This is a genomic window from Lentzea sp. NPDC004789 (assembly GCF_053601075.1).
Window position 1 is genome coordinate 36573 of sequence record NZ_JBSGBE010000008.1, and the last position, 22360, is coordinate 58932.

A 22360-nucleotide genomic window follows, 5' to 3' on the forward strand; every position below is an offset into this window, starting at 1 on the left:
GGAGATGAGCGGGGAAGCAGCGCCGACCGCCGCAACACTCGACGACCTGCAACGGTCGTTGTCCGAGCGCACGTGCCTGACATTGCGGCCGCTGACCGGGGTCTACGAACGCGACGAATACATCTTCGGAGACCCCGCGTCCGGACGCTTCTTCTCCGTACCGCGGCAGGGCGCGACGATGTTGCGCGGGCTGACCGAGGGGCTGACGATCGGTTCGGCGGCTGCTCAGGCGTCGACGGAGACGGCTCAGGTCGACGGTCTGGACTTCGCGCGGATGCTGCTGTCGATCGGTTTCGTCGACGAGGTGGACGGCGTTCCGGTGGCGAATCGGAGCAGCTCCCCCAGTCACGTCCCGTTGAACGCCGTCGCCGCGTGGCTCGGCCGGCTGCTGTTCTCCCGGCCGGCCCTGGTCGCGTACGGAATCCTGTTCCTGCTCGTGCTCGCGATCTGGTTGACCCACCCGGCGCTGCAGCCGAACTTCGAGGATCTTTTCCTCCATCCGCAGCCCGCGGTGTCGTTCGGCATCGTGTTCGCTCTTTCCATCGGGACTGCTATGGCACACGAGTTGTGCCACTGGTGGTCGGCTCGATCCCTTGGCGTTCCTGCGCGCATAAGAATCAGCCGCCGCCTCTATTTTCCGGTCATGGAAACCGACGTCACGGGCTTGTGGAGCCTGCCGGCGAAGCTGCGCTATCCGCCGTTTCTGGCAGGCATGGCTCTTGATGTCGTGCTCCTCGCTTTCGCAGTCGGGACCCGACTGGTCTGGAGCCTCGGTCTGGTGGACGTCCCCGGGGTGATGCTCCGGATTCTCGGAGCGCTGGCGGCGATCAAACTGTTCGACCTGATGTTCCAATGCCTCGTTTTTCTGCGCACCGACCTGTACGCGGTGATGATCACCGTGCTCGGGCTGCGCAACCTCGCGGCGGTCAACCGGCTGTACCTCAAGAAACTGTTCCGCATCGCCAAGCCCGCGGACATCGCGCAACTCGACTCCGCGCACAGCCGCGACCTTGCCGCCTCCAGGTGGTATTCGGCGTGCTATCTGATCGGCCTGTTGTGGGCGGCCTGGTTCTTCAAAGCCTGGTTCTACCCGTCCAGCTTCGTGATCATCACCTGGATGTCGAAGACCCTCCGGAACGCGCCCCCTGGCAGCGACTACTGGTGGCAGGCCGCAGCGGTGGCGGCCATGGTCAGCATGAACATCATCTGGCCACTCGCCGTGTTGTTCAGGGAACGCGCGGCGCGGAAAGGAGCACTCACATGAGCCCGTTGCTGAAGAAAGGACACCGACAGGGCTTCCAGAACGTCATCGTGGTGGCCGCCGTCTTGGTCGCGGTCGGCGTCATTTCCGCCGGCCTCGGCATGTTCCCCGGCCTGCAGTTCGGCGGCACATCGGTGACGATCCTGCCGTGCGGGCAGCTTCCGGGCCGCGCGGTGCCGTCGCAGGGCACGCGGCACCTGTCCTACCTCGGCGAACAGCACGAGTCGTACAACAGCTCACCCCCCACCTCGGGACCGCACATGCCGTGGATGATCAGCGTGGGCGTGTACTCCGAGGCCATTCCCGACGAATACCAGGTACACCTTCTCGAACACGGCAACGTCCTGGTGCAGTACCCGACCGACACCCCTGCCGACACTCGCGACGCCCTCGAACAGATCGCGCGGTGGCGCCCGGACAAGGTTGTGGTGGCGCCCAATCCCGCACTCAGCGGCACCATCGGCGTGACCGCCTGGCAACGCATCGACCTGCTGGACAGGTTCGACGATCAGCGCATCCGCAATTTCGTCACCGCGCTCGCCGGTCGCTACGACCACGGCTGGCAGCCGGGAGCCGGTGACTGTCTGAACGGGTGACCTGCGGGGGTGCCAAACACGGCCGACTGACGGGGTCAGGCCAGCACCACCTGGTCGCCGTCGAGCTTCACCGAGATCGCGCGCAAGGCCGACGCGGCAGGGCCCTTCTTCACCGCGCCGTCAGCGGCCGCGAACTGACTGCCGTGAGCGGGGCAGGTGATGACACCACCGGACGGCTTCCCGACCGTCGCGCCCTGGTGGGTGCAGGTCGCGTCATAGGCCTTCACCTCGGTCGCCGAGACACGGGCGACGACGATCTTCTTACCGCCGGGACCGTCGACGACCACGCCGCCACCCTCCGGCACGCTCGCGAGCGGCACGAGAGACGAGCCGGGCGCACCCACCTGGTCACTCGACCCGGTCGGCTCCGTCCCGCTCCGCGCCGGCGCGGAGCCGGCGCCCGACGAACTGCATGCCGTCACGAGGCCGACCGGAACGGCGATGGCCGCCATGATTCCGCACAGTGCCGTTCGCCTGCTGAGTGGATTGTCGCCGTTCACTGTCGATCCTCCGTGGTGGTGTTCGGGAGCCACGGTCGGAAGGTAGGACAGTCCGCGCCGTTCTTGCCCTCACCAGGACGATTTCCGAATAAAACGGAACCGTCCCACGTGGACAGGCACTCCGTTTCGTCGAACTTCGGTACGTCGCCCTGGATCAGGAGGACGTTCGCTCGACCGTTCCCCGTGGGAGGCGAACGGTGAACAGCGCACCGCCCGGCGACTCGGCGGTCACACTGCCGCCGTGGGCCTCGACGAGGTGTCGCACGATGGGCAGGCCGAGTCCGCTGCCGCCGGTGTGCCGTGCCCGCGACCGATCCGCTCGCCAGAAGCGGTCGAAGACGTGCGGCAGGTCGCCGGGGTCGATACCGGGGCCGGTGTCGCGCACCGTGATCACCGCTTCGCCGCCCTCGGCGAACGCGGTCACCGTCACCTCACCGGCGACGGGGGTGTGCCGCAGCGCGTTCGACACCAGGTTGCCAAGGGCCTGTCTCAGGCGTGCCGCATCGGCGACGATCACCGGATCGCCTGCCGTCGAGCCGGTCAGCCGAGCTGTCCCCACTCCGCGGTGGGTGGTGACGACCTGGTCGACGATGTCGGAGAGGTGCAGCGGTTCGGGGTTCAGGCGCAGCTGTCCGGCGTCGGCGGCGGCGAGGTCCTGCAGGTCGCTGACGATCCGTTGGAGCAGCAGCGTTTCGCCCAGCACGACCGAGGTGAGCCCGCGGTCCAGCGGCAACAGGCCGTCCTCCGCCGCTTCCAGGCGGCCGCGGATGGTGTTCAGCGGGTTGCGCAGTTCGTGGGCGATGTCGCCGACCATCCGGCGGCGCTGCTCGTCGAGCTCCTGGCGGCGGTCCTGCAGTGAGTTGAAGGCCTGCGCCAGATACCCGATCTCGTCGTGCGTGCTCACCGGTGCGCGCTCGTCCCGGACCGCCGCCGCGGTCAGTCCGCGCAGTGGCAGGGAGAGCCGGGACGACACGAAGATCATCGCGAGCATCGCGACCGCGACCACCGCCAGCACGACCAGCGCGATCCGCACCCAGCCGTCCCGGTTCAGGGTGAGCTCGTTGCTTTGCGCGGTAGCCGGATCCAGGACGAACAGCAGCGCGGGCGGCGCGACGAACGCCGCCAGTTGCTGACGACGCGCAGAGTCCACACAGGACCGGCCGGCCAGGGTGTCGTTGCCGGACGTCGGCGTGAGGTCGAGGCCGACCGTGGACGGGGGCAGGCCCTGGCGTTGCAGGCAGTCGCGGAGCAGGTCGTTCAGCTGGGCGAGGGCGGCCTTTTCGGTGCTGGTCGGAGCCTGGAGTTCCTCCAGGTCGCACTTGAACAGCCTGACCTGGTCGTCGAAGTCGGGAGCGGCGGTGATCCTGACGCGGCCGGTCGGGAGCTCCCGCACCTGGTAGCGCACGCCGTCGCCGTGCAGGCAGAACGTCACCTTCGCGGCCAGCGTCTGCTGCCGGACCCGTTCGTCAGGGGTGAGCTGGAACGGTCCTGTCGCACGGGGATCGACGCGGTCCGGTGCGATGTCGGGGACCAGCTCCGAGTCGACCTTCAAGGGATCGATCACCGCGCTGGCCTCGGCCGGCAGCGACAAAGGCACCTTCCCACCGGAGTCCGCGAGCACCTGTCTGTCCATTGTGGTCAGAACCACTCGGCGTCCTGATCGGGCGGACGCGACCCGCACCTCCTCGGCGGCATCGGACCACTCCGGGTTCCTCGCGGCGAAGCCGAGCAGGTCGTTGTAGACGGCGGCCGCCCTCGACAGCGCCGCTCCCCTTTCCTGCTGGATCTCCCGTGTCGTCGTGGTGACCGCGAGCCAGGCGGTGGCCGCGATCGACCCGATCGCGATGAGCACCGAGATGGCCGTCAGCCGCACCACCAGCGTGCGGCGCAGCGGGATCCTAGGAGCCATCGGTCAGCTTGTAGCCGACGCCGAACACGGTCACCAGCCGCGTCGGCCTGCTCGGATCGCGCTCGATCTTCTTGCGCAGGTTGAGCACGTGCGCGTCGACGATCCGCGGCGTCACGTACGCGTCGGTACCCCTGGTCAGCTCGAGCAGCTGCTGCCGGGTGAACACCCGGTCCGGTTGCCGCACCATGATCTGCAGCAGCTGGAACTCGCCGTACGTGCACTCGACGGGCGTGCCGTCGACCGTGACCTGGTGCCGTACCGGGTCGACGACGAGGTCACCCACCCGGTGCGCCTGTGGCTGGGCCGCGAGTTCCCTCGGTCTCGCGCGACGCAGCAGCGTGCGCACGCGAGCGGTGAGCTCGCGGGGACTGTAGGGCTTGGTCAGGTAGTCGTCGGCGCCGAAGTCGAGTCCCCGCACCAGGTCGTACTCCGACGAGCGGGCGGTGAGGACGAGGATCGGCACCTCGGATTCCGCGCGCAACGCACGACAGACGTCGAGACCGTCCATCCCCGGCAGCATCACGTCGAGCACGAGCAGGTCCGGCTGCTGTTCACGGGCCCGCGTCAGTGCGATCGCGCCGTCGTGCACCACCGTGACGGAATGGCCTTCCGCCGTGAGGTAGATCCCGATCACCTGCGCCTGGTTCGGGTCGTCCTCGGCGACCAGCACGTGAGCGCACATGCCGCCACTCTATGGGCAGGCGGATCAGGTCGGACACCACCGGCACCTCGCTCTGACAAGATCCTCACATCTGTTGGCCAGGCTTTCGGCATGACCAGCTCTTCCCGACGTGCGGTGCTCGGCGCCGCGGTGCTGACGGCCGTGCTCACCGGATGTGCGCAGAAAGCGCCCGAGGCGCCGTCCGTCGCCGAACTCCCCGACAAACCCGGCTCCTCCTCGGCATCCTCGAGCGCGACCCCGGACAAGGGCTCCGTCAAGGACACGGACAAGCATCCGCAGCAGACGCTGGACACCACGGACACCGAGTGGTGGGGCTGGTGGAACACGTGGGGCAAATGCCTGGCCGCCAAAGGGGTGCCGACCTACTCGAAGCGCAACGACCAGGGCGAGGTCACCTTCCCGACCCAGGAGGGAAACGGCGGCAGGGACACCACCTACAAGGACGCGTTCGCCCAGTGCGACGTCCTGCGGCCGCTGCCGAACCCCTTGCTGTCCCCCGACACCAACCCCCGCTACCTGGACCAGTACCGCGTCGAGATCAAGTGCCTGAACGACAACGGTCTGAAGGTCACCCCGTTGCCCAACGGCGGTGGCTACAACTACGACGGCACACCGACCATGTCCCAGGACCAGCAGACCAAGGTCGAGTTCGACTGCCGCAAGAAGGCCTACGGTGCGCAGTAGAACGATGGTTTTCGCGGCGCTGGCGGTGATCGCCGTGGCGTCGGCGGCGTGGTACCTCTGGCCTGCCCGTTCCGCCGCACCGGCCCCTCAGGCGACCGGCGCGGAAACGCGATCCACCACCACGGTCACCAGAACGACGTTGACCACGTCCGACACGGTCGGTGGCACGCTCGGCTACGGCAGGCTGCGCACCCTCAAGACCGCCAAGCCCGGCCTGGTCACCTGGCTGCCCCAGCCGGGGGCGGTGGTGTCCCAGGGCGAGCGGCTGTTCTCGGTCGACGACAAGCCGATCACCCTCATGTACGGCGGCACGCCGTTGTTCCGCAAGCTCGACTCCATCGGCATGATCGGGGGCGACGTCACCGTGGTCGCGGACAACCTGAAGGCGCTGGGGTACCGCTTCGACGCGCCGAAGTCCGGGGTGAAGAAGGAGACCGCGCTCACCCAGTCCCTGGTGGACGCGATCAAGCGCTATCAGCGGTCGATCGGCGTCGAGCCCAGCGGGGTGTTCGACGTCGGTGACGCGGTCGTCCTCGACGGACCGGTCAGGGTAGGTGCCGTGCAGGCCCAGATCGGCGACAGCGCCTCGGTCCCGCTGATGACGGTCAGCGGCACTGCCAAGGCGGTGACCGCGGAGCTGGACGCCTCCGCCGCCACCCGCGTCAAGACCGGTGACGCGGTGACCATCACGCTCGCCGACGGCAGCACCACCCCTGGCAAGGTCGGCTCGGTCACGGCGCCCGAGCAGGCCGCGGGCGCCGACAGCTCGACACCGGCCAAGATGAGCGTGCTCATCGGTTTCGACAAGCCTCCAGCCGACGGGACGGCCGACTCCGGCCGGGTCCAGGTCGCGTTCACCGCGCAGACCAAGGCCGACGTGCTGGCCGTTCCCGTCGGCGCGCTGCTCGCGGTCAAACAGGGCGGCTACGCCTTGCAGCTGCCCGACGGCCGGCTCCTCCCGGTGACCACCGGGCTGTTCGCCAAGGGCATGGTCGAGGTCAGCGGCCCGGACGTGACCGAAGGCCTGAAGGTCGTGGTCGCGTCATGACCCCCGTTCTCGCGGTGCGGGGCGTGGGCAAGACCTACCCCGGCGGTGTCGTCGCGCTCGACGACGTCACCCTGAGCATCCACGCCGGGGAGTTGCTCGCTATCGTCGGGCCGTCCGGCTCCGGCAAGTCCACCCTGCTCACCGTCATGGGCACGCTCGACCGGCCGTCGTCAGGCAGCGTCGAGATCAACGGACGTGACGTGGCGGCGCTGCCCGATGCGGAGCTCTCCGCGGTGCGCGGGCGGTTCATCGGATTCGTCTTCCAGCACTTCCACCTGATCGACGGCCTGTCCGCGACCGCCAACGTGATCATCGGCCTGCTCTACAGCGGTGTGCCGAGGCGGCGTCGCCGAGAGCTCGCGCTCGCGGCGCTCGACCGAGTCGGCCTCGCGCACCGCGCCGGGCACCTGCCGGGTCAGCTCTCCGGTGGTGAACGTCAGCGCGTCGCGGTGGCGCGGGCACTGGTCAAGGAACCCGCTCTGCTGCTCGCCGACGAACCGACCGGCGCGCTCGACACCGCGACCGGGACCGCGCTGATCGACCTCCTGGCGACGCTCAACGCCGAGGGCACCACCATCGCGGTGATCACCCACGACCGGGACGTCGCCGCGCGACTGCCGCGCCGGGTCGAACTCCGCGACGGCAGGCTCGTGGCCGACTCGGAGCGTGCGCGTGCGTGATCTCATCGCCGCCGGGCTGATCGGCCTGCGGGCGCGCAAGGCCCGTGCCGCCCTGTCCGCGCTCGGCATCTCGATCGGCATCGCCACCCTAGTGCTCGTCACCGGCATCCCCGCGTCCAGCCAGCGTGCGTTGCTGGACGAACTTTCGGCCCTCGGCACCAACGTTCTCGCGGTGTCGTCTCCCGGCAAGATCGAACCACCCGTGCCGCTGCCGGTCGAGTCGCCGGCGATGGTGCGGCGGATCGCCCCGGTGACCGAGGCGAGTTCGGTGGGCAAGACGACCGCGCAGGTCACCCGCTCGGACCGGTCGGACCCGTCCGAGGTGTCGGGGGTGAGCGTGCAGGCCGCCGAACTCGGTCTGCTCCCCGCGGTCAACGGCCGGATGCAGGCGGGCCGCTTCCTGGACGAGGCGACGCAGTCGTTTCCGACCGCCGTGCTCGGCGCGGTGGCGGCCGCCCGGCTCGGCGTGGGGCCGGAGGGAGCGCCGCAGATCTACGTCGGCGGCACCTGGTTCACGGTGATCGGTGTGCTCGCTCCCATGCCGCTGTACCCGGAGCTGGAGCGGTCGGTGCTGGTCGGCTGGCCGGCCGCGCAGCGCTATCTCGGGTTCGGCGGCCATCCCAGCACGATCTACCTCCGTGCCGCCGAGTCGGCCGTCGAAGACGTCCGCGCCGTGCTGCCCGCCACGGTCAACCCTGCCCGGCCGGACGCCGTGCAGGTCACCAAGCCGTCGGACGCGCTGGCGGCCAAACGCGTCACCCAGACCGCGCTGTCCGGCCTTTTCCTGGGCCTGGCGGGGGTGGCGTTGCTGGTGGGCGGGATCGGGGTCGCCAACACCATGGTCATCTCGGTGCTCGAACGCCGCCGCGAGATCGGCCTGCGCCGGGCCCTGGGCGCACGCCGCGGCCAGATCCTCGGCCAGTTCCTCGCTGAGTCGGTTGCGCTGTCAGGGCTCGGCGGCTTGCTCGGCACCCTGCTCGGATCGGTCGCAGTGGCCGGTTACGCCACCCGGCAGCACTGGCCCGTCGTCCTGGAGCCGGGACTCCTCGCCGCAGGCTGCGCCGGGGCGTTGCTGATCGGAGTGGTCGCCGGGCTCTACCCGTCGATGCGGGCGGCCGGGGTGATGCCGACCGAAGCCCTCGCCACCTGAGAAGGTCGCCAACCTCGGACGCCGATCGCGACGACGCAGCACTGCCACCTGGCTTGACCGCCGGGCCGGTCATCGACCCACCGCTCCCCGTTCCGCACACCAGTAGGTGGGCAGGGCTTCCCACGGGTTGGGCATGCCGTGATCGGTCACGTAGACCTGGCCGGCGTGCCGCTGCCTGGACTTGGTGACCGCGTCCCGCATCTGCTTCGCGTCGGACGCGTCGAACACCAGGTGCCAGAACCGGTTCGCCGGGTAGCGGTATTCCCAACCGGTGGGCGACCATCGCACGTAGTCCTGGTACCTGCCCTCGAAGGTGAGCAGGGTGTCGGCGGCTCGCACGTAGCACTCGTCCGTGTTGGTTCCCGGGTTGAGCACCACCAGCGCCTTGGGCTTCAGCTTCTTCACGTAGTCGTGCAGCGCCTGGTAGTAGCCGAGTTCGTCGCAGGTGTTCGACACCTGGTCGAGGAAGATCCCGTCGGTTCCGTACCACCTGAACGCGTTCGAGATGTCGGCCATGACCTCGGCCGGATCGCGACCGGCATATCCTGTGTCCACATAGGACAGGAGGGTTATTCCTGCCGACCTGGCGCGGCGCACGACCCGGCCGACCTCCGGCAGCGGGACCGGTCCGGGGCCGGATGCCGTTATTCCCACTATCGCCGTTCCCACCGTCGGCCTCGCGTTCGCCAGCCGCGACCACAGTGCCGTTCCGGCGGCGTCCGTTCCCCAGTAGGCGGGAACCGCGAGACGCTGCGCCGGACACGCCGACGCTTCGGCGGTGTCCGTGACGATCGCCAGAGATACGGCGACCCACACACCGACGACCCGCACCCACAACGGATATCTCATCACCCGTGTCGCCCTTTTCTTGTGGAGCAACGGTTTGTGATCACCCAGCGTTGCCGAGCCAGTCTATGGGTGAAATCTCCACGTCTGCCAGAACCCTGATTCCCCGATCGCACGCCGCAGCACCGCGATGGCGGTGACGGTGACGGCGGCTTCGCCCGGAGCTCCACTTCACAATCGGAGGGCTCACCTTAAGTCAGTCGCTTGACTTAAAGCTGCTGGGTCGGCACTCTGATCGGTGCGGGACGAACACGGGCCGCCGCGGAAGGAGACGTCGATGCCCCAGGTGGAAGAGCCGTTGCAGTACCCGATTCCGACTGAGAGAGCACTGGAACCGCCGGTCGAGTGGGCCGAACTGCGAGACCGGTGCCCGGTCGCGCACGTGACGCTGCCCAGTGGTGACGCGGCCTCGCTGGTGACCCGCTACGACGACGTCAAGCAGGTCCTGTCGGACCCGCGGTTCACCCGGACCGGGCCGGGCAGGGGTGCGCGGGTCTCGGCTGTTGAGGACGGAGGGGTGTTCAACAGCGAGATGGCGTCGGTGCTGCCACAGCACGGTGAGGAGCACCTGCGGTGGCGGCGGATGATCGGCAAGTGGTTCACCGCCAAGCGGATGAACGCGCTGCGGCCCGGCATCGAGGCGATGGCCGAGCAGCTGATCGACGACATGGTCGCCAAGGGCGGACCGGCCGACCTCAAGGCGAGCCTGGGTTTCCCACTGCCGGTCTGGGTGATCTGCGACATGCTCGGCGTCCCGGACGCCGACCGGGACCGGTTCGCCCACTGGTCGGACATGCTGCTCAGCATGACCCGTTACTCCCAGGAGGAGATGCGGGCGGGGCAGATGGAGTTCGGCGCCTACATGGCCGCGCACATCGCCGCGAAGCGCGCGGAACCGGGTGAGGACATCCTCAGCGCGCTCATCGCGGAGACCGACGCGGACGGCAACCCGTTGTCCGACATTGTGCTCATCTCGACCGGCATCGGCCTGCTGGTCGCCGGGCACGAGACCACGGCCAACATGATCGCCAAGATGGTCGCGATGCTGCTCGCCGACCGCAGCCGCTGGGAATCACTGCTCGCCGACCGGTCGCTGATCCGCGGCGCGGTCGAAGAGGCGTTGCGGATGGACGCCAACTCAGGTTTCGGCATGGTGCGGTACTTCGACGAGGACGTCGAGCTCGCCGGCACGGTCCTGCCGGCCGGCACCACCGCGGTGTGCAGCATGGCCGCGGCCAACCGGGACGAACGCGCGTTCACCAACGCCGCCGAGATGGACCTGACCCGCAGCCCGAACCCGCATCTGGCCTTCGGCGCCGGCGCCCACGCGTGCATCGGACAACCGTTGGCGCGCACCGAACTGCAGGCGGTGCTCGACGTACTGCTGCGCAAGCTGCCCTCACTCGCACTCGCGGTCGACGAAGACGACCTGCGCCGCGTCGAAGGGCTCGTCGTGGGCGGACTCCGAGAGCTGCCAGTGCGGTGGTGACAAGACGATGAGCACGACCAGCGACGCAGCGGGGAAAGCGGTGCGGGGCGAGCGGGCACAGGCGACCAGAGAGCTGATCCTGGTCGCGGCGGAACGACTGTTCGCCGAGCACGGCGTCTTCGCGGTCTCCAACCGGCAGGTCGGCGAGGCCGCCGGGCAGGGCAACAACACCGCCGTCGGCTACCACTTCGGCACCAAGGCCGACCTCGTGCGGGCCATCGCACGCAAACACGCCGCGCCGATCGAGGAAGTCCGCCGGCGCATGGTCGCCGAGATCGGTGACAGCACGAACGTGCGCGACTGGATCTCCTGCCTGGTGCGCCCGGTCACCGAGCACCTGGAAGCGATGGGCAACCCGACGTGGTTCGCCCGGTTCGGCGCACAGGTGATGACCGACCCCGCGTTCCGGCCGATCATGGTCGACGAATCGCAGTCCTCGCCGTCGCTGGTACGCATCGTCGAATCGCTGCACCGATGTCTGCCCGACCTGCCCGCCGACGTCCGGGCCGAGCGCGGCGACATGGCCCGTCAGTTGCTGGTGCACATGGTCGCCGAGCGCGAACGTTCCCTCGCCGAAGGCACTCCCACTCCCCGGTCCAGCTGGCACGACGCCGCGACCGGACTGATCGACGCGCTCGTCGGAATGTGGCTGGCGCCGATCACGAAACCAGAAGAGAAGAAGGAATCATGAAGGTGACCGTCGACCAGGACAAGTGCTGCGGCGCCGGCACGTGCGTGCTGCTCGCGCCGGACGTGTTCGACCAGCGCGACGAGGACGGGATCGTGGTCCTGCTGGACGAGACCCCGTCCGCGGAGCAGCACGACATCGTTCGCGAGGCGGCCAGCGTCTGCCCCGGGGTCGCGATCTCGGTGATCGAGTGAACGCTCCGGACGGCGTGCTCGTGGTGGGCGCTTCGGCTGCCGGCCTCGCCACCGCGGAAGCCTTGCGCCGCAAGGGCTACCTCGGGCCGTTGACCATCCTGGGCGCCGAACCGCACCTGCCGTACGACCGGCCGCCACTGTCCAAACAGGTCCTGGCGGGCGCGTGGCAGCCGGATCGGACCCAGCTCCGCCGGCCCGACGTGCTGTCCGCACTGGACGCCACGTTCGTGCTCGGCGACCCTGCGGTGAGCCTCGACTCCGTGAACCGGACCGTGCACACGTCCTCTGGGCTGACGCTGACGGCGGAAGCCGTGGTCGTGGCCACCGGACTGCGGCCGCGCACCCTGCCGGGCCAGGACGGTCTGGCCGGTGTGCACGTGCTTCGCACGCTCGACGACGCACTGGCCCTGCGCAAGGACCTGCTGTCCTGCTCGCGGGTGGTGGTCGTCGGGGACGGAGTGCTCGGCGCCGAGATCGCCGCCACCGCCGCGACGATGGGGCTCGCGGTCACGATGGCCGGACCGCAGGAAGCTCCGCTGGCGCACCAGTTCGGCCCGCTGCCCGCGCGGCTGCTGGCCGACCTGCACACCGCGAACGGCGTCGAGCTGCGGCTCGGCACGGCCGTCACCGGCCTGTCCTCGCACGAGGGCCGGGTCACCGGTGTGCGCCTGGAGACCGGCGAGGTGCTGCCGGCGGAGGTCGTTGTCGTGGCGTTCGGCGCCGCACCTGCCACGGAATGGCTGGCGGGCAGCGGGTTGCCGCGCGACAACGGGATCGTGTGCGACTCGCGCTGCCGCGCGGCGGACGGGATCTACGCCGCCGGTGACGTGGCCCGCTGGCACCACGAGACGCTGAACATGTTGCTGCGCCTGGAAAACCGCACCAACGCGACCGAACAGGGCATCGCGGTGGCCGGAGCCGTCCTCGGTGACGACAAGCCGTACACGCCCGTACCGCACTTCTGGACCGACCAGTTCGACGTCAAGATCCACGTCCACGGCGTGCTCAGTCCGGACGCCGAAGTGACCGTTGTGGACGGTGACGTGGCGGACAACCGTTTCGTCGCAACGTACCGACAGAGCGGCATCGTCACCGGCGTGCTCGGCTGGAACATGCCCAAACAAGCCCGCCTGCACAGGCAGGAGATCGGGCACCCCGCACTCGCAGGAGGAAAGCCGTGACCGGCACCACGGAGGTGTTTCCCGGCGTCCGTGCGGAGAAGTGCCCGTTCGACCCGCCGCCGGCCATCCAGTCGCTGCGGGAGGAAGCGCCGCTCATCCGCGTCCGGCTGCGCAACGGCGTCGAGGTGTGGCTGGTGACCCGGTACGCGGAGCAGAAGACGCTGCTGGCCGATCCCCGGCTCAGCTCGGACGCCACCCGGCCTGGTTATCCGATCGAGGTCGACGTCGCGGCCGGCGGGGACGCACCCGTCAGCTTCATCCTGATGGACGACCCCGAGCACGCGCGGTTGCGGCGGATGGTGACCTCGTCGTTCACGATCAAGCGGGTCGAGACCATGCGGCCGGGCGTGCAGAAGATCGTGGACGACCTCATCGACGAGATGCTCGCCGGCCCGAAGCCCGTGGACCTGATGCAGGCTTTCGCGTTGCCGGTCCCGTCACTGGTGATCTGCCAGTTGCTGGGCGTCCCGTACGACGACCACGAGTCGTTCCAGGAGAACAGCAAGATCCTCATCAACAGGGACGCGTCCGGCGAACAGCGCCGCGCCGCCGGCGGCCGGCTCTTCCACTACCTGGACGGCCTCATCGGCCAGAAGATCGCCGACCCCGGCGACGACCTGCTCTCCAGCCTGGTCGAACGGATCGGCAACGGCGAGCTCACCCGGCCGGAGGCGGTGCAGATGGGCGTGCTCATGCTGCTCGCCGGACACGAGACCACCGCGAACATGATCGCGCTCGGCACCCTGGCCCTGCTGGAGAACCCGGAGCAGCTGGCGATGCTGCGGGCTGCGGAGGACCCCCTGCTGGTGTCTTCCGCCGTCGAGGAGTTGTTGCGGTACCTGCACATCACCCACAACGGCCGGCGCCGCGTCGCGCTCGAGGACATCGAGATCGTCGGCGAGACCATCCGCGCCGGCGAAGGTGTCGTCCTGGCAGGCGACATCGCCAACCGCGACCCGTCGGTGTTCCCGGACCCCGACGTCCTCGACCTGCACCGCAACCCCCGCCGGCACGTGGCGTTCGGGTTCGGCGTGCACCAGTGCCTCGGCCAGTCCCTGGCCCGGATGGAGCTGCAGGTCGTGTACAGCACCCTGTACAAGCGGATTCCGACCCTGCGGCTGGCCACCACGCTGGAGAAGATCCCGTTCAAGCACGACGGCTCGGTGTACGGCGTCTACGAACTCCCCGTGACCTGGTGACGCGCTGAGGGTGCGACGGTCGCCGGCTTCAGCCGGACCGAGGCTGGTCACCTGGTGAACCGGTGCGATCACGCGAGTGGTGCGGGACCGGCGCACCACCCGTGTGATCACTTCCGGCGTCGGTCTGTCCCGACCTCGCACTGGCCCGCTTCGTCGGCACCCTCGCATGACGTTCCTCAAAGCCGCGATCTCACAGACGTTGCGGCATGCTCGACGCGGTGATGTTCGTGCGGAGGATGAAGGTGCACCGCCGCGCCCAGTCCTGGTCCAGCGCCCAGCCGACGCTGTCCAGGATCCGGTAATAGGTGCTCGTGCCGTTCTTCATCCGGCGGGACGCGTCGTGCACCCGCCGCGGCCCGTCGACGGTGACGTCGATGCGCGTCACGCCCGCCTCACAGACGAGGTCCTCGATCAGCTGCCGGGTGAAGAGCGGGCCGTTCGTGGTGAGCTGAGACCGGTATTCCACGCCACGGGCGGCGGCGCGGGCGCGCAGTGTCCGTGCGATCGAGAAAACCTGTTCGCGGGCGAGCAAGGGCTCACCGCCGAACCAGTTCACGTTGATCTCGGTGGTGACCGGGTCGTCGATCACGGCGCTGCGGGCCCCGGTGTTCACCCGTTTGCCGGTCAACACGATGCCGTTCACTCGCGTTTGCTCACAGAGCGCCTCCAGACCGTCACGCTCAGTTCATACGACGGGGAATAGCGCCCACCCTGGACACGATCTTTCGAGGACGACATGACGCGGTGGATCACCAAGAACGGCAAGCGCATCCCGATCAACGGCGGTGGCAAGAGCGGGGCGGTGGTGGCGGCCGGGGTGCTGGCGATCGGCCTGTCCGCCGGCACCGGCGGTCTCGGTCTCACCGGCGAATCCGGCCTGGTTTCCGAGGTCGGCACCGCCGCCGAGCAGGCCGCGCCCGGCTCCGGGCCGGGCGGCACGGCGCGACTGCGGGCCCGCAAGTCCGAGGGGCAGAGGTCCGCGCGCAAGGGCGACAGCGAGGCGGCATGGCGGCGCCTGGGTGTCAAGCAGCTCAAGCGCACCGCACGTCAGCAGGCCGAGTGCATTGTGGCCTCGTTCGGGCAGATCCGCGACTTCTTCACCCGGACCCGCTGCACCTCCCTGGATCGGGCCCTGTTCCTCATCGGCGACGGCGCGGGCAACACGGCGGTGCTGTCGGTGGCCTGGGTCGGCCTGGCCTCCGCGCGTGACGCCGACGCGTTCGAATCGATCATGAACGTCTACGGCAGCGGCGACATCAAGCCTCTGGGTGCGTCACTACTGGGCCTCGCGGACATCCGTTTCACCGGCCAGAACTACGGCAGCCACCGCGACGGCAAGAACGTCACCATCGCCGAAACCGAACAGGTCGCAGGCCACTTCGATCCCGAGACCCTCGACGCCATCGCCGAGGTCTCCGCCTACCTGCCCCGCATCTGACCACCGGTCGCGACTCACAACGACCCGTGGATCAGCGGGCCGCGAGTCAGCGGCGCCAGGGCGGGTTGGTGACGGGGCCGTCCGAGCCCGTGAGACCGGCGAGGATGGTCTCGCAGGCCTCACCGAACGCGCGCGCCTGTTCGGGGGTGAGCCGGTCGAACACCGTGGCGCGGACGATGGCGACGTGCCCGGGAGCGGCGTTCTCGAGCGCGGTCATGCCCGCCTCGGTGAGCACGGCGAGTTGGCCGCGTTTGTCGCTGGAGCTGCCTTCGCGCCGCACCCAGCCCTCATCGGCCATGCGGCTGATGACGTAGGTGAGGCGGCTGCGCGCGACCTTCAGCTGTTCGGCGAGGTCGGTCATCCGCAGCCGGTGTTCAGGTGCCTCGGAGAGGAACACCAGCACCGAGTAGTACAGGTGACTGAGCCCCGCGTCGCGCCGCAACTGCTGGTCGAGAGTGTCCTCGAGCAGCAGGCTGAGGTCCTGGTAGGCACGCCACGTCCGCCGCTCCTCGGCGGTCAGCCACCGGGGTTCCATGCCCGCATCCTAGCAGCTACGTGAAATTTGAAGTAAGAACTTGAAATTTGAAGCACCTCGGCCTAGCGTCGCAGGTGCTTCAAATTTGCAGTAGAGGATGCCCCAGTGGGGCATGATCACCGAGGAGCTGGAGTGAAGTCCCCCCGCAAGGCGGTCCTCGCGGCATTGGCCGCGAGCGTGCTGGCAGCAAGCGGCGTCAGCGCGGCCGCAGACCCCGTCACGCGCGACACGAGCAGCCGCGAAGAAGCACAGTTGCAGAAGCTCTACGAGCAGGCCGTGACCGAAGGCGGCAACCTGGTCGTCTACGCCGGCGGCGACAAGCCCGGCCAGGCCGACTACCTGCGTGACGCGTTCGTCAAGAAGTTCCCGAAGATCAAGGCGAACGTGATCGTGGACTTCAGCAAGAACCACGACGCCCGCGTCGACAACCAGGTCGCCGAGGGCAAGGTCGTCGCCGACGTCGTGCACCTGCAGACCCTCGACGACTTCCCGCGCTGGAAGCGCGAAGGCGTCCTCGACCAGTACAAGCCGGTCGGCTGGGACAAGGTCTACCACCAGGTCAAGGACCGCGACGGCTACTACACCGGCGTGTTCTTCTTCGCCTTCTCCAACGTCACCGCCACCGCGCTCGGCAGCAACGCCCCGGTGGAAGCCACCGACTTCCTCAAGCCGGAGTTCAAGGACAAGCTCGTCTTCACCTACCCGAACGACGACGACGCGGTCCTCTACTACTTCAAGCAGCTCACCGACTCCTACGGCTTCGACTACCTGAAGAAGCTGCTCGCGCAGCACCCGAAGTTCGTCCGCGGCACCCAGGACTCCGCGGACCTCGTGGGCACCGCCCCCTACGTCGCGAGCTTCGGCACCTCGGGCGGGCGCACCGGCCTGGCCCAGCAGACCTACCCCGCGCAGAGCCCGTGGGTCGCCTGGCCGCAGACGGCGGCGATCCTCAAGCAGGCCCCGCACAAGGCCGCAGCGAAGCTGTACCTGAGCTGGCTGCTGTCCCGCGACGCGCAGCGCAACGACATCGGCACCTGGAGCGCCCGCACCGACGTCGCCCCGCCGGCCGGCACGAAGGGCATCTTCGACTACCCGAACATGAACCCGCTCGGCCTCGGCACCTTCATGAGCGATCGCACCGCTCTCGACCGGTACAAGGCACGGATCACGCTGTACGTCGGTGACGCGCAGGGACCCAACCCCGCCGACCCCGACAGCGTGCTCGGCCTCTACCCGATCGACGAGCACGGCACCCAAGGCGCCTGACGTCCCCGCACCGGTTTCTTCGACCTCCGCCAACGGGTGGATTCCGGCCCCGTCGGTGACCGGGATCCACCCATTGGCCGCAGAACAGCTGACAGGTGCTGCCGGGAGCGATTGACGTATGACCGTACTATCAAATGCGCCGACCGACGAGGTCACCCCAGCAGGCGGAGGAGCGCATGGCCCGGTACCCCAGTGACCACAAGGACGCCACGAGGCAGCGGATCGTGGAAACCGCAGGCCGTCGGCTCAAGCGCAACGGCATCGACGGCTCCGGGGTCGCCGCGCTCATGAAGGACGCCGGCCTGACCAACGGCGCCTTCTACGCCCACTTCTCCTCCAAAGAGGACCTGGTCGCCACCGCGATCGCCGAACAGCTGCGCGAACAACGCCTGCTTCTCGCCGACATTCCGCCCGGACGCGCGGGAATCGAACAGGTCGTGCGCAGCTACCTCTCCCCCGAGCACCGCGACAACCCCGAGGACGGCTGTCCGTCCGCCGCGTTGCTCGACGAGATCAGCCGGTGCTCGGAAGCGACCAGGCAGATGTACACCGAAGGCGTGCTCGCGTTCATCGACGATCTCGCCGCCCTGCTGGCACCGCACGACCCGCGGTCGGTGCGCACCACGATCGCCAGCGTCTACGCGCTGATGATCGGCACGCTCCAGCTCTCCCGCACGCTGACCGACCCGCAGCTCGCCGACGACCTTCTGGAGCAGGGCATGCGCAACGCCATCAGCGTGCTCGACACCGCGCCGGCGCCTGCGCGGTGACGGCGCCCAATCCCTTGGCGCCCCTCAGTCGCCGAGAAACTGGAGCACGTCGGACACGAACTCCTCGTGGTACTGGAAGACACCACCGTGGCCTGAGTTCGGGTAGACCTTGAGCCGGGAGTTCGGGATCCGGCGGGCCATGTCCGCCGAATGACTGCTCGACACCATGAGATCGCTGTCGCCGTTGGCGACCAGGACCGGCTGGGTGATCGCGGAGAGATCATCAGGCCGGGTCCGTCCAGCAGCCGTGATCGCCTTCAGCTGCGCCCGTCGCGCCTGAAGGGAGATCCGCTTGTCGCGACCCGCCCGGCGCTCCTTGAGCCGTGCCAGGTAGTCCTTGGCAGCCCGCTTCCCTTCGGCGGTGCGGGGGAAGAACAGGAAGGCCCGGACGTCGTTCAGAGTCAGTGCCGCCTTCACGTAGGCACCGACGGTGATCTTGGTGATCTCGTCGACACCGCCCCCTCCTCGTGGGCCGGTGCCCGCGAGGATCACCCGGCGCACCAGGTCGGGCGCCTGCAGGGCGACCATCTGCGCGACACCGCCGCCCAGCGAGAAGCCCAGGACATCCACCTGATCGAGCCCCATCGCACGGATGAACGCGATGGCGTCCCGCCCCATGTCCGCGATGTCCACCGGCACTGAGCCTCCGGACGCACCCACACCGCGGTTGTCGAAGGCGATGACCCGGCGATGCGCAGCGATGCCGTCCATGACCCTCGGGTCCCAGTCGTCGAGCACAGCCATCAGGTGATGCAGGAAGATCACGGGAACGCCGTCGCCGGTCCCGAACTCGCGATAGGCGAACGACACCCCCTCGACCTCGATCGTGCGAGTCGGCACGTCGGCCCATCTCATCGTCTTCAACATCTGCCCTCGTCCCGGTCCGATGCTCCACTGTTCCGCCACGCGGAGCCATTGTATTACGATCGTTAGGCATACGATCGTAATACAATGGTCCCGCGTTGTAAAAGGCGTGGCGGCCACAACCGGTCAGCCCTGAGCGCTCGTGCCGGTCGCCGAGATGCCCGGTCTTCTCACGGGTCGACGAGACCGCGCCGGACGGCTTCGGACACCGCTGCGGCCCGGTTGTCCGCCCCGAGCTTGCGGTACAGCCGAACCAGGTGCGTTTTCACCGTCGCCTCGGTCAGGAAGAGCGACGACGCGATGCCGCGGTTGCTCAGCCCCCGCGCCACCAGCCTGATCACCTCGACCTCGCGCCCGGACAACGCCGGTTGCGGTGCGGTGAGCTGGTTGACCACCTGAGCGGCCACCTGCGCCCCGAGTCCGACGCCACCCGAGGCGGCGGTGCGGACGGCGTGGAACAGTTCGTCCGGCTCACCGGCTTTGAGCACGTAGCCGCGCGCCCCTGCCGTCATCGCCCTCGCCACGTCGGCCTGCGTGCTGTAGCTCGTGAGCACGACGACCGCGGTTTCGGGGACGTCGGCGACGACGCGCCGGGTGGCCTCCACGCCGTCGATGCCGCCGGCGCCGCCCAGCCGCAGGTCCATCAGGACCACGTCGGGGCGCAGGCTCACGGCGAGGCGGTGCGCGTCGGCGCCGTCGCCGGTCTCGGCGACGACCTCCACGTCCGGCTCGCTTTCGAACAACGCTCGCACACCCGCCCGGAACATCGCGTGGTCGTCGACCATCAGCACGCGGATCGGCTGCGGGTTCACCCGGCCATCACCGGTTCGGTGTGCGTCACGGGAACGCGCGCGTGGACGACGGTGCCACGTCTGGGGGCGCTGGTGACGTCCAACTCTCCGCCGTGTGCCCGCACCCGGTCCCGCATCGCGTTGAGCCCGAAGCCTCGCCGGGTGCTCGTCACCGTGGCACCGGGGGTGAAACCCGCGCCGTCGTCGCGGACCTCGACCGCCACCTCGCGATCGCCGTACCGCAGTGCGACCGTGACGTGATGCGCCTTCGCGTGGTCGCGCACGTTCGCCAGCGCGCCCTGCACCACGCGCAGCAGATCCGACGTCGTGTTCGACGGCAACGGCTTCGGGTCGCCGACCGTGACGAAGCCGATCTCGGTGGCCGTGTCGTACGAGCGGGCGCGGGCGCAGAGCTCGGCCAGCGCCGCGCTCAGGTCGTCCGCGTCCAGAGCGGACGGGGTGAGGTCGGCGATCATCCGCCGGGCTTCGACCAGGTTGTCCCCCAGGTACCGCGCCACGGTCCTCACCCGCTCGCGGGCTCGGCCGGGGAAGCGCTCCCATTCGCGGTCCGCCGCCTGCAGCAGGGTGCGGCTCGCCGCCAGTTCCTGGGTGAGGGTGTCGTGCAGGTCACGCGCGATCCGCGACCGTTCGGACAGCGCGCCCGCCTCGCGCTGCCGTGCGGCGAGCTCCGTGCGCGTGCACTGAAGTTCCACGAGAAGTCGTTGCTGGCGGCGGCACATCGCCGCAGCCGCCCCCACGGCGCCGATGGGCAGCAACACCGCCATGGGGTCGAACGGCGGCCCCTTCAACGCGAACACGAGCACCGCGGAGATCCCGGTCAGCGTCAGCCGGGCCGCGACGGGCTTCAACGCCTGGAGCACCAGGCACGCCAGTGGCACCGCGCACCACGCGACGGCGGAGCGCACCACCGGGGCGAGGACCAGGAGCGCGAACCAGGCCACCAGCAGCGCCGAGATCCAGACCGGGCGCCACCGGCCGAGCTGGTCCCACCGGGCGAGGCCCGTGACGTAGGCGGCCGACAACGCGACCATGATCGAGATGAGCTGCGGGCACAGCGGCGCACCGGTGGACAGCAGCTTCACCGCCGCGACGGTGATCACGACGAGGAACAGGCCGTGCAACAGGACGGTGCCGCTGAGATGTCGCCATCGGCTCGCGGCACCGTTGGTCGTGACGCTCACCAAGATCACCCTCCACAACGGCCGGAGCACCGCTCCAGCCTAGTGGCGGTCTGAGGCCGGCGATCCTGTCGGTTTTCCGGATTTGTCCATCGTTCGGTTGAACTTCGGTTCAACCCCTCGCAGCGGCGGTTCAACCCCATTGGCGACGCGGGCCCACGCCATCACCGGGCACATTCACCGGCGGATCTTCAGCGAGCCGGACAGGAGCGGCGATGAGTGATGTGAGCAGGCGGCGACTTCTCGGTGCCGGAGGCGCGGTGCTCGGGGCGGCCACGCTGGGCCTGGCGCTACCGGGTGCGGGCGGCGCCGCGAGCGGCGGACACGTGCAGGAGGAACGCAAGTCGCTCGACGAGCTGCACGCCGACGCGGTGCGGGAGGGCGGGCAGCTGGTGGTGTACGCCGGCGGTGACACGGCCACCCAGCAGGACCGCACGAAGCAGGCGTTCCTGTCCCGGTTCCCCGACATGCGACTCACGATGGTGGTGGACTACAGCAAGTTCCACGACGTCCGCGTCGACCACCAGCTGGCGACCCGCTCTCTCGTACCGGACGTCGTTCAGCTGCAGACGCTGCACGACTTCACCCGGTGGAAGAAGGAGGGTGTGCTGCAGCCGTACAAGCCGGCCGGGTTCTCCAAGCTGCACAAGGGGTTCGCCGACCCGGACGGCGCCTGGACCTCGATCGCCGTGCTCGCGTTCAGCTACATGTACAACGTGGCGGCGGTCGGCGGCAACGCCCCGCGCAGCCCGCTGGACCTCCTCGACCCGCGCTGGAAGAGCGCCATCGCGTCCTCGTACCCGCACGACGACGACGCCGTGTTGTACCTGTATTACCTCTACGCCAAGGCCTACGGCCGCGAGTTCATGGTCGCGCTCGCCGAGCAGAACCCCCAGTTCGCCAGGGGCAGCCACACTCCCGGCGTGGCGGTCGGCGCCGGCCAGAAGGCCATCGGCGTCGGTGGTGCCGGCTCGCTGACCGCCCCGGCGACCGCGCCTGTCCGCTGGGCCGCCCCGGACGGCCACCCGTTCATGGCCTGGGGCCAGCGCGCCGCGATCCTCGCGGGTGCCGCCCACCCGGCAGCCGCGAAGCTCTACCTCAACTGGCAGCTCTCCCAGGAGGTTCAGCAGGCTTCGTTCAACGGCTGGACGGTCCGCACCGACGTCACGCCCGCGGGCGGTCTCAAGCCGATCTGGCAGTACGCCAACGCCAACCTCGACGGGTTCCCGCGCTTCATGGCCGACCGCGCGGAGGTCGAGCGGTGGAAGCAGACCTTCGCCCTCTACTTCGGCGACGTCCAGGGTGCCCCGAGCCCCGGCCTCCTCGGTCTGCACCCCGGCCGTTGAGCGTTCGCGCGGTCCAGGGCGTGGGATGACGCATCGCCCGGCCG

The 22360-nt window shown here is 69.1% G+C and carries 24 protein-coding genes; 15 read left to right on the top strand and 9 right to left on the bottom strand.

What is annotated here, in order from left to right; translation table 11 throughout:
• Positions 1-4 precede the first annotated feature (4 nt).
• Together ACWEIJ_RS19980 and ACWEIJ_RS19985 are read left to right on the top strand one after the other, a co-directional pair.
• Positions 5-1264, top strand: coding sequence for a hypothetical protein (locus ACWEIJ_RS19980; protein WP_449838666.1), 1260 nt, complete (start codon positions 5-7; stop codon positions 1262-1264).
• A complete protein-coding gene (locus ACWEIJ_RS19985; protein ID WP_449838667.1) occupies positions 1261-1857 on the top strand; it encodes a DUF3105 domain-containing protein in 597 nt (198 codons plus the stop codon). Before ACWEIJ_RS19980 ends, ACWEIJ_RS19985 begins: the two co-directional genes overlap by 4 nt.
• A gap of 35 nt (positions 1858-1892) precedes the next feature.
• Here ACWEIJ_RS19985 and ACWEIJ_RS19990 read toward each other — a convergent pair whose 3' ends face one another.
• From ACWEIJ_RS19990 to ACWEIJ_RS20000, 3 genes are all read right to left on the bottom strand, one after another.
• A complete protein-coding gene (locus ACWEIJ_RS19990) occupies positions 1893-2309 on the bottom strand; it encodes a Rieske (2Fe-2S) protein (protein WP_449838668.1) in 417 nt (138 codons plus the stop codon).
• A gap of 202 nt (positions 2310-2511) precedes the next feature.
• On the bottom strand, positions 2512-4266 hold the full coding sequence (locus ACWEIJ_RS19995; RefSeq protein WP_449838669.1) for a sensor histidine kinase: 1755 nt from the start codon (positions 4264-4266) through the stop codon (positions 2512-2514).
• Positions 4256-4948 carry a response regulator gene (locus ACWEIJ_RS20000; protein ID WP_449838670.1) on the bottom strand — a complete coding sequence of 231 codons (693 nt, stop codon included), beginning with the start codon at positions 4946-4948 and terminating at the stop codon, positions 4256-4258. The genes ACWEIJ_RS19995 and ACWEIJ_RS20000 overlap by 11 nt, the downstream gene beginning before the upstream one ends.
• A gap of 90 nt (positions 4949-5038) precedes the next feature.
• Here ACWEIJ_RS20000 and ACWEIJ_RS20005 point away from each other — a divergent pair, with 90 nt between their 5' ends.
• Genes ACWEIJ_RS20005 through ACWEIJ_RS20020 form a run of 4 tightly spaced genes read left to right on the top strand, consistent with a single transcriptional unit; the run spans position 5039 to position 8510 of the window.
• A complete protein-coding gene (locus ACWEIJ_RS20005) occupies positions 5039-5632 on the top strand; it encodes a hypothetical protein (RefSeq protein ID WP_449838671.1) in 594 nt (197 codons plus the stop codon).
• Positions 5622-6680, top strand: coding sequence for a peptidoglycan-binding protein (locus tag ACWEIJ_RS20010; protein WP_449838672.1), 1059 nt, complete (start codon positions 5622-5624; stop codon positions 6678-6680). Before ACWEIJ_RS20005 ends, ACWEIJ_RS20010 begins: the two co-directional genes overlap by 11 nt.
• Complete coding sequence (locus tag ACWEIJ_RS20015; protein WP_449838673.1) at positions 6677-7360, top strand: ABC transporter ATP-binding protein; 684 nt, start codon at positions 6677-6679, stop codon at positions 7358-7360. The genes ACWEIJ_RS20010 and ACWEIJ_RS20015 overlap by 4 nt, the downstream gene beginning before the upstream one ends.
• Positions 7353-8510, top strand: a complete 1158-nt coding sequence (locus ACWEIJ_RS20020; protein ID WP_449838674.1) for an ABC transporter permease — start codon at positions 7353-7355, stop codon at positions 8508-8510. The genes ACWEIJ_RS20015 and ACWEIJ_RS20020 overlap by 8 nt, the downstream gene beginning before the upstream one ends.
• A 69-nt stretch (positions 8511-8579) precedes the next feature.
• Here ACWEIJ_RS20020 and ACWEIJ_RS20025 read toward each other — a convergent pair whose 3' ends face one another.
• Positions 8580-9359, bottom strand: coding sequence for a spherulation-specific family 4 protein (locus ACWEIJ_RS20025; RefSeq protein ID WP_449838675.1), 780 nt, complete (start codon positions 9357-9359; stop codon positions 8580-8582).
• A 274-nt stretch (positions 9360-9633) separates the two neighbouring features.
• On the opposite strand from ACWEIJ_RS20025, the gene ACWEIJ_RS20030 reads away from it, so the two are divergent.
• The 5 genes from ACWEIJ_RS20030 to ACWEIJ_RS20050 are packed head-to-tail and all read left to right on the top strand — an operon-like array spanning position 9634 to position 14107.
• Positions 9634-10845: a cytochrome P450 gene (locus ACWEIJ_RS20030; protein ID WP_449838676.1), complete on the top strand. Its 1212-nt coding sequence runs from the start codon at positions 9634-9636 to the stop codon at positions 10843-10845.
• Between the two features lie 7 nt (positions 10846-10852).
• The gene (locus ACWEIJ_RS20035; protein ID WP_449838677.1) at positions 10853-11536 is read left to right on the top strand and encodes a TetR/AcrR family transcriptional regulator; all 684 of its coding nucleotides are present in this window, start codon (positions 10853-10855) and stop codon (positions 11534-11536) included.
• Positions 11533-11727 carry a ferredoxin gene (locus tag ACWEIJ_RS20040; RefSeq protein WP_449838678.1) on the top strand — a complete coding sequence of 65 codons (195 nt, stop codon included), beginning with the start codon at positions 11533-11535 and terminating at the stop codon, positions 11725-11727. The genes ACWEIJ_RS20035 and ACWEIJ_RS20040 overlap by 4 nt, the downstream gene beginning before the upstream one ends.
• Positions 11724-12908, top strand: a complete 1185-nt coding sequence (locus tag ACWEIJ_RS20045) for an NAD(P)/FAD-dependent oxidoreductase (RefSeq protein ID WP_449838679.1) — start codon at positions 11724-11726, stop codon at positions 12906-12908. The genes ACWEIJ_RS20040 and ACWEIJ_RS20045 overlap by 4 nt, the downstream gene beginning before the upstream one ends.
• Complete coding sequence (locus ACWEIJ_RS20050; protein WP_449838680.1) at positions 12905-14107, top strand: cytochrome P450; 1203 nt, start codon at positions 12905-12907, stop codon at positions 14105-14107. The genes ACWEIJ_RS20045 and ACWEIJ_RS20050 overlap by 4 nt, the downstream gene beginning before the upstream one ends.
• A 190-nt stretch (positions 14108-14297) precedes the next feature.
• Here ACWEIJ_RS20050 and ACWEIJ_RS20055 read toward each other — a convergent pair whose 3' ends face one another.
• Positions 14298-14750: a radical SAM protein gene (locus ACWEIJ_RS20055; protein ID WP_449838681.1), complete on the bottom strand. Its 453-nt coding sequence runs from the start codon at positions 14748-14750 to the stop codon at positions 14298-14300.
• Between the two features lie 93 nt (positions 14751-14843).
• Between ACWEIJ_RS20055 and ACWEIJ_RS20060 the strand changes: the two genes are divergently transcribed.
• Complete coding sequence (locus ACWEIJ_RS20060) at positions 14844-15545, top strand: hypothetical protein (RefSeq protein ID WP_449838682.1); 702 nt, start codon at positions 14844-14846, stop codon at positions 15543-15545.
• A 46-nt stretch (positions 15546-15591) separates the two neighbouring features.
• Here ACWEIJ_RS20060 and ACWEIJ_RS20065 read toward each other — a convergent pair whose 3' ends face one another.
• Complete coding sequence (locus ACWEIJ_RS20065) at positions 15592-16080, bottom strand: MarR family winged helix-turn-helix transcriptional regulator (RefSeq protein ID WP_449838683.1); 489 nt, start codon at positions 16078-16080, stop codon at positions 15592-15594.
• Positions 16081-16212: 132 nt separating this feature from the next.
• Between ACWEIJ_RS20065 and ACWEIJ_RS20070 the strand changes: the two genes are divergently transcribed.
• The gene (locus ACWEIJ_RS20070) at positions 16213-17346 is read left to right on the top strand and encodes an ABC transporter substrate-binding protein (protein WP_449838684.1); all 1134 of its coding nucleotides are present in this window, start codon (positions 16213-16215) and stop codon (positions 17344-17346) included.
• A 134-nt stretch (positions 17347-17480) separates the two neighbouring features.
• On the top strand, positions 17481-18116 hold the full coding sequence (locus ACWEIJ_RS20075; RefSeq protein ID WP_449838685.1) for a TetR/AcrR family transcriptional regulator: 636 nt from the start codon (positions 17481-17483) through the stop codon (positions 18114-18116).
• Positions 18117-18140: 24 nt separating this feature from the next.
• Here ACWEIJ_RS20075 and ACWEIJ_RS20080 read toward each other — a convergent pair whose 3' ends face one another.
• The 3 genes from ACWEIJ_RS20080 to ACWEIJ_RS20090 all read right to left on the bottom strand — a co-directional run bounded on the left by ACWEIJ_RS20080 (position 18141) and on the right by ACWEIJ_RS20090 (position 20973).
• Entirely contained in the window at positions 18141-19022 is an 882-nt protein-coding gene (locus ACWEIJ_RS20080) for an alpha/beta fold hydrolase (protein WP_449838686.1), read from the bottom strand.
• 128 nt (positions 19023-19150) lie between these two features.
• Positions 19151-19765 carry a response regulator gene (locus ACWEIJ_RS20085; protein ID WP_449838929.1) on the bottom strand — a complete coding sequence of 205 codons (615 nt, stop codon included), beginning with the start codon at positions 19763-19765 and terminating at the stop codon, positions 19151-19153.
• Between the two features lie 23 nt (positions 19766-19788).
• Positions 19789-20973, bottom strand: coding sequence for a sensor histidine kinase (locus ACWEIJ_RS20090; protein WP_449838687.1), 1185 nt, complete (start codon positions 20971-20973; stop codon positions 19789-19791).
• 212 nt (positions 20974-21185) lie between these two features.
• Here ACWEIJ_RS20090 and ACWEIJ_RS20095 point away from each other — a divergent pair, with 212 nt between their 5' ends.
• Positions 21186-22316 carry an ABC transporter substrate-binding protein gene (locus ACWEIJ_RS20095; RefSeq protein ID WP_449838688.1) on the top strand — a complete coding sequence of 377 codons (1131 nt, stop codon included), beginning with the start codon at positions 21186-21188 and terminating at the stop codon, positions 22314-22316.
• Positions 22317-22360: the final 44 nt, after the last annotated feature.

Coding starts and splice junctions, on each gene's coding strand:
- ACWEIJ_RS20040 (WP_449838678.1), top strand. CDS start 11,533: ATGAAGGTGACCGTCGACCAGGACAAGTGCTGCGGCGCCGGCACGTGC.
- ACWEIJ_RS19995 (WP_449838669.1), bottom strand. CDS start 4,266: ATGGCTCCTAGGATCCCGCTGCGCCGCACGCTGGTGGTGCGGCTGACG.
- ACWEIJ_RS19980 (WP_449838666.1), top strand. CDS start 5: ATGAGCGGGGAAGCAGCGCCGACCGCCGCAACACTCGACGACCTGCAA.
- ACWEIJ_RS19985 (WP_449838667.1), top strand. CDS start 1,261: ATGAGCCCGTTGCTGAAGAAAGGACACCGACAGGGCTTCCAGAACGTC.
- ACWEIJ_RS20025 (WP_449838675.1), bottom strand. CDS start 9,359: ATGAGATATCCGTTGTGGGTGCGGGTCGTCGGTGTGTGGGTCGCCGTA.
- ACWEIJ_RS19990 (WP_449838668.1), bottom strand. CDS start 2,309: ATGGCGGCCATCGCCGTTCCGGTCGGCCTCGTGACGGCATGCAGTTCG.
- ACWEIJ_RS20005 (WP_449838671.1), top strand. CDS start 5,039: ATGACCAGCTCTTCCCGACGTGCGGTGCTCGGCGCCGCGGTGCTGACG.
- ACWEIJ_RS20030 (WP_449838676.1), top strand. CDS start 9,634: ATGCCCCAGGTGGAAGAGCCGTTGCAGTACCCGATTCCGACTGAGAGA.
- ACWEIJ_RS20065 (WP_449838683.1), bottom strand. CDS start 16,080: ATGGAACCCCGGTGGCTGACCGCCGAGGAGCGGCGGACGTGGCGTGCC.
- ACWEIJ_RS20075 (WP_449838685.1), top strand. CDS start 17,481: ATGCGCCGACCGACGAGGTCACCCCAGCAGGCGGAGGAGCGCATGGCC.
- ACWEIJ_RS20095 (WP_449838688.1), top strand. CDS start 21,186: ATGAGTGATGTGAGCAGGCGGCGACTTCTCGGTGCCGGAGGCGCGGTG.
- ACWEIJ_RS20060 (WP_449838682.1), top strand. CDS start 14,844: ATGACGCGGTGGATCACCAAGAACGGCAAGCGCATCCCGATCAACGGC.
- ACWEIJ_RS20015 (WP_449838673.1), top strand. CDS start 6,677: ATGACCCCCGTTCTCGCGGTGCGGGGCGTGGGCAAGACCTACCCCGGC.
- ACWEIJ_RS20000 (WP_449838670.1), bottom strand. CDS start 4,948: ATGTGCGCTCACGTGCTGGTCGCCGAGGACGACCCGAACCAGGCGCAG.
- ACWEIJ_RS20035 (WP_449838677.1), top strand. CDS start 10,853: ATGAGCACGACCAGCGACGCAGCGGGGAAAGCGGTGCGGGGCGAGCGG.
- ACWEIJ_RS20085 (WP_449838929.1), bottom strand. CDS start 19,765: ATGGTCGACGACCACGCGATGTTCCGGGCGGGTGTGCGAGCGTTGTTC.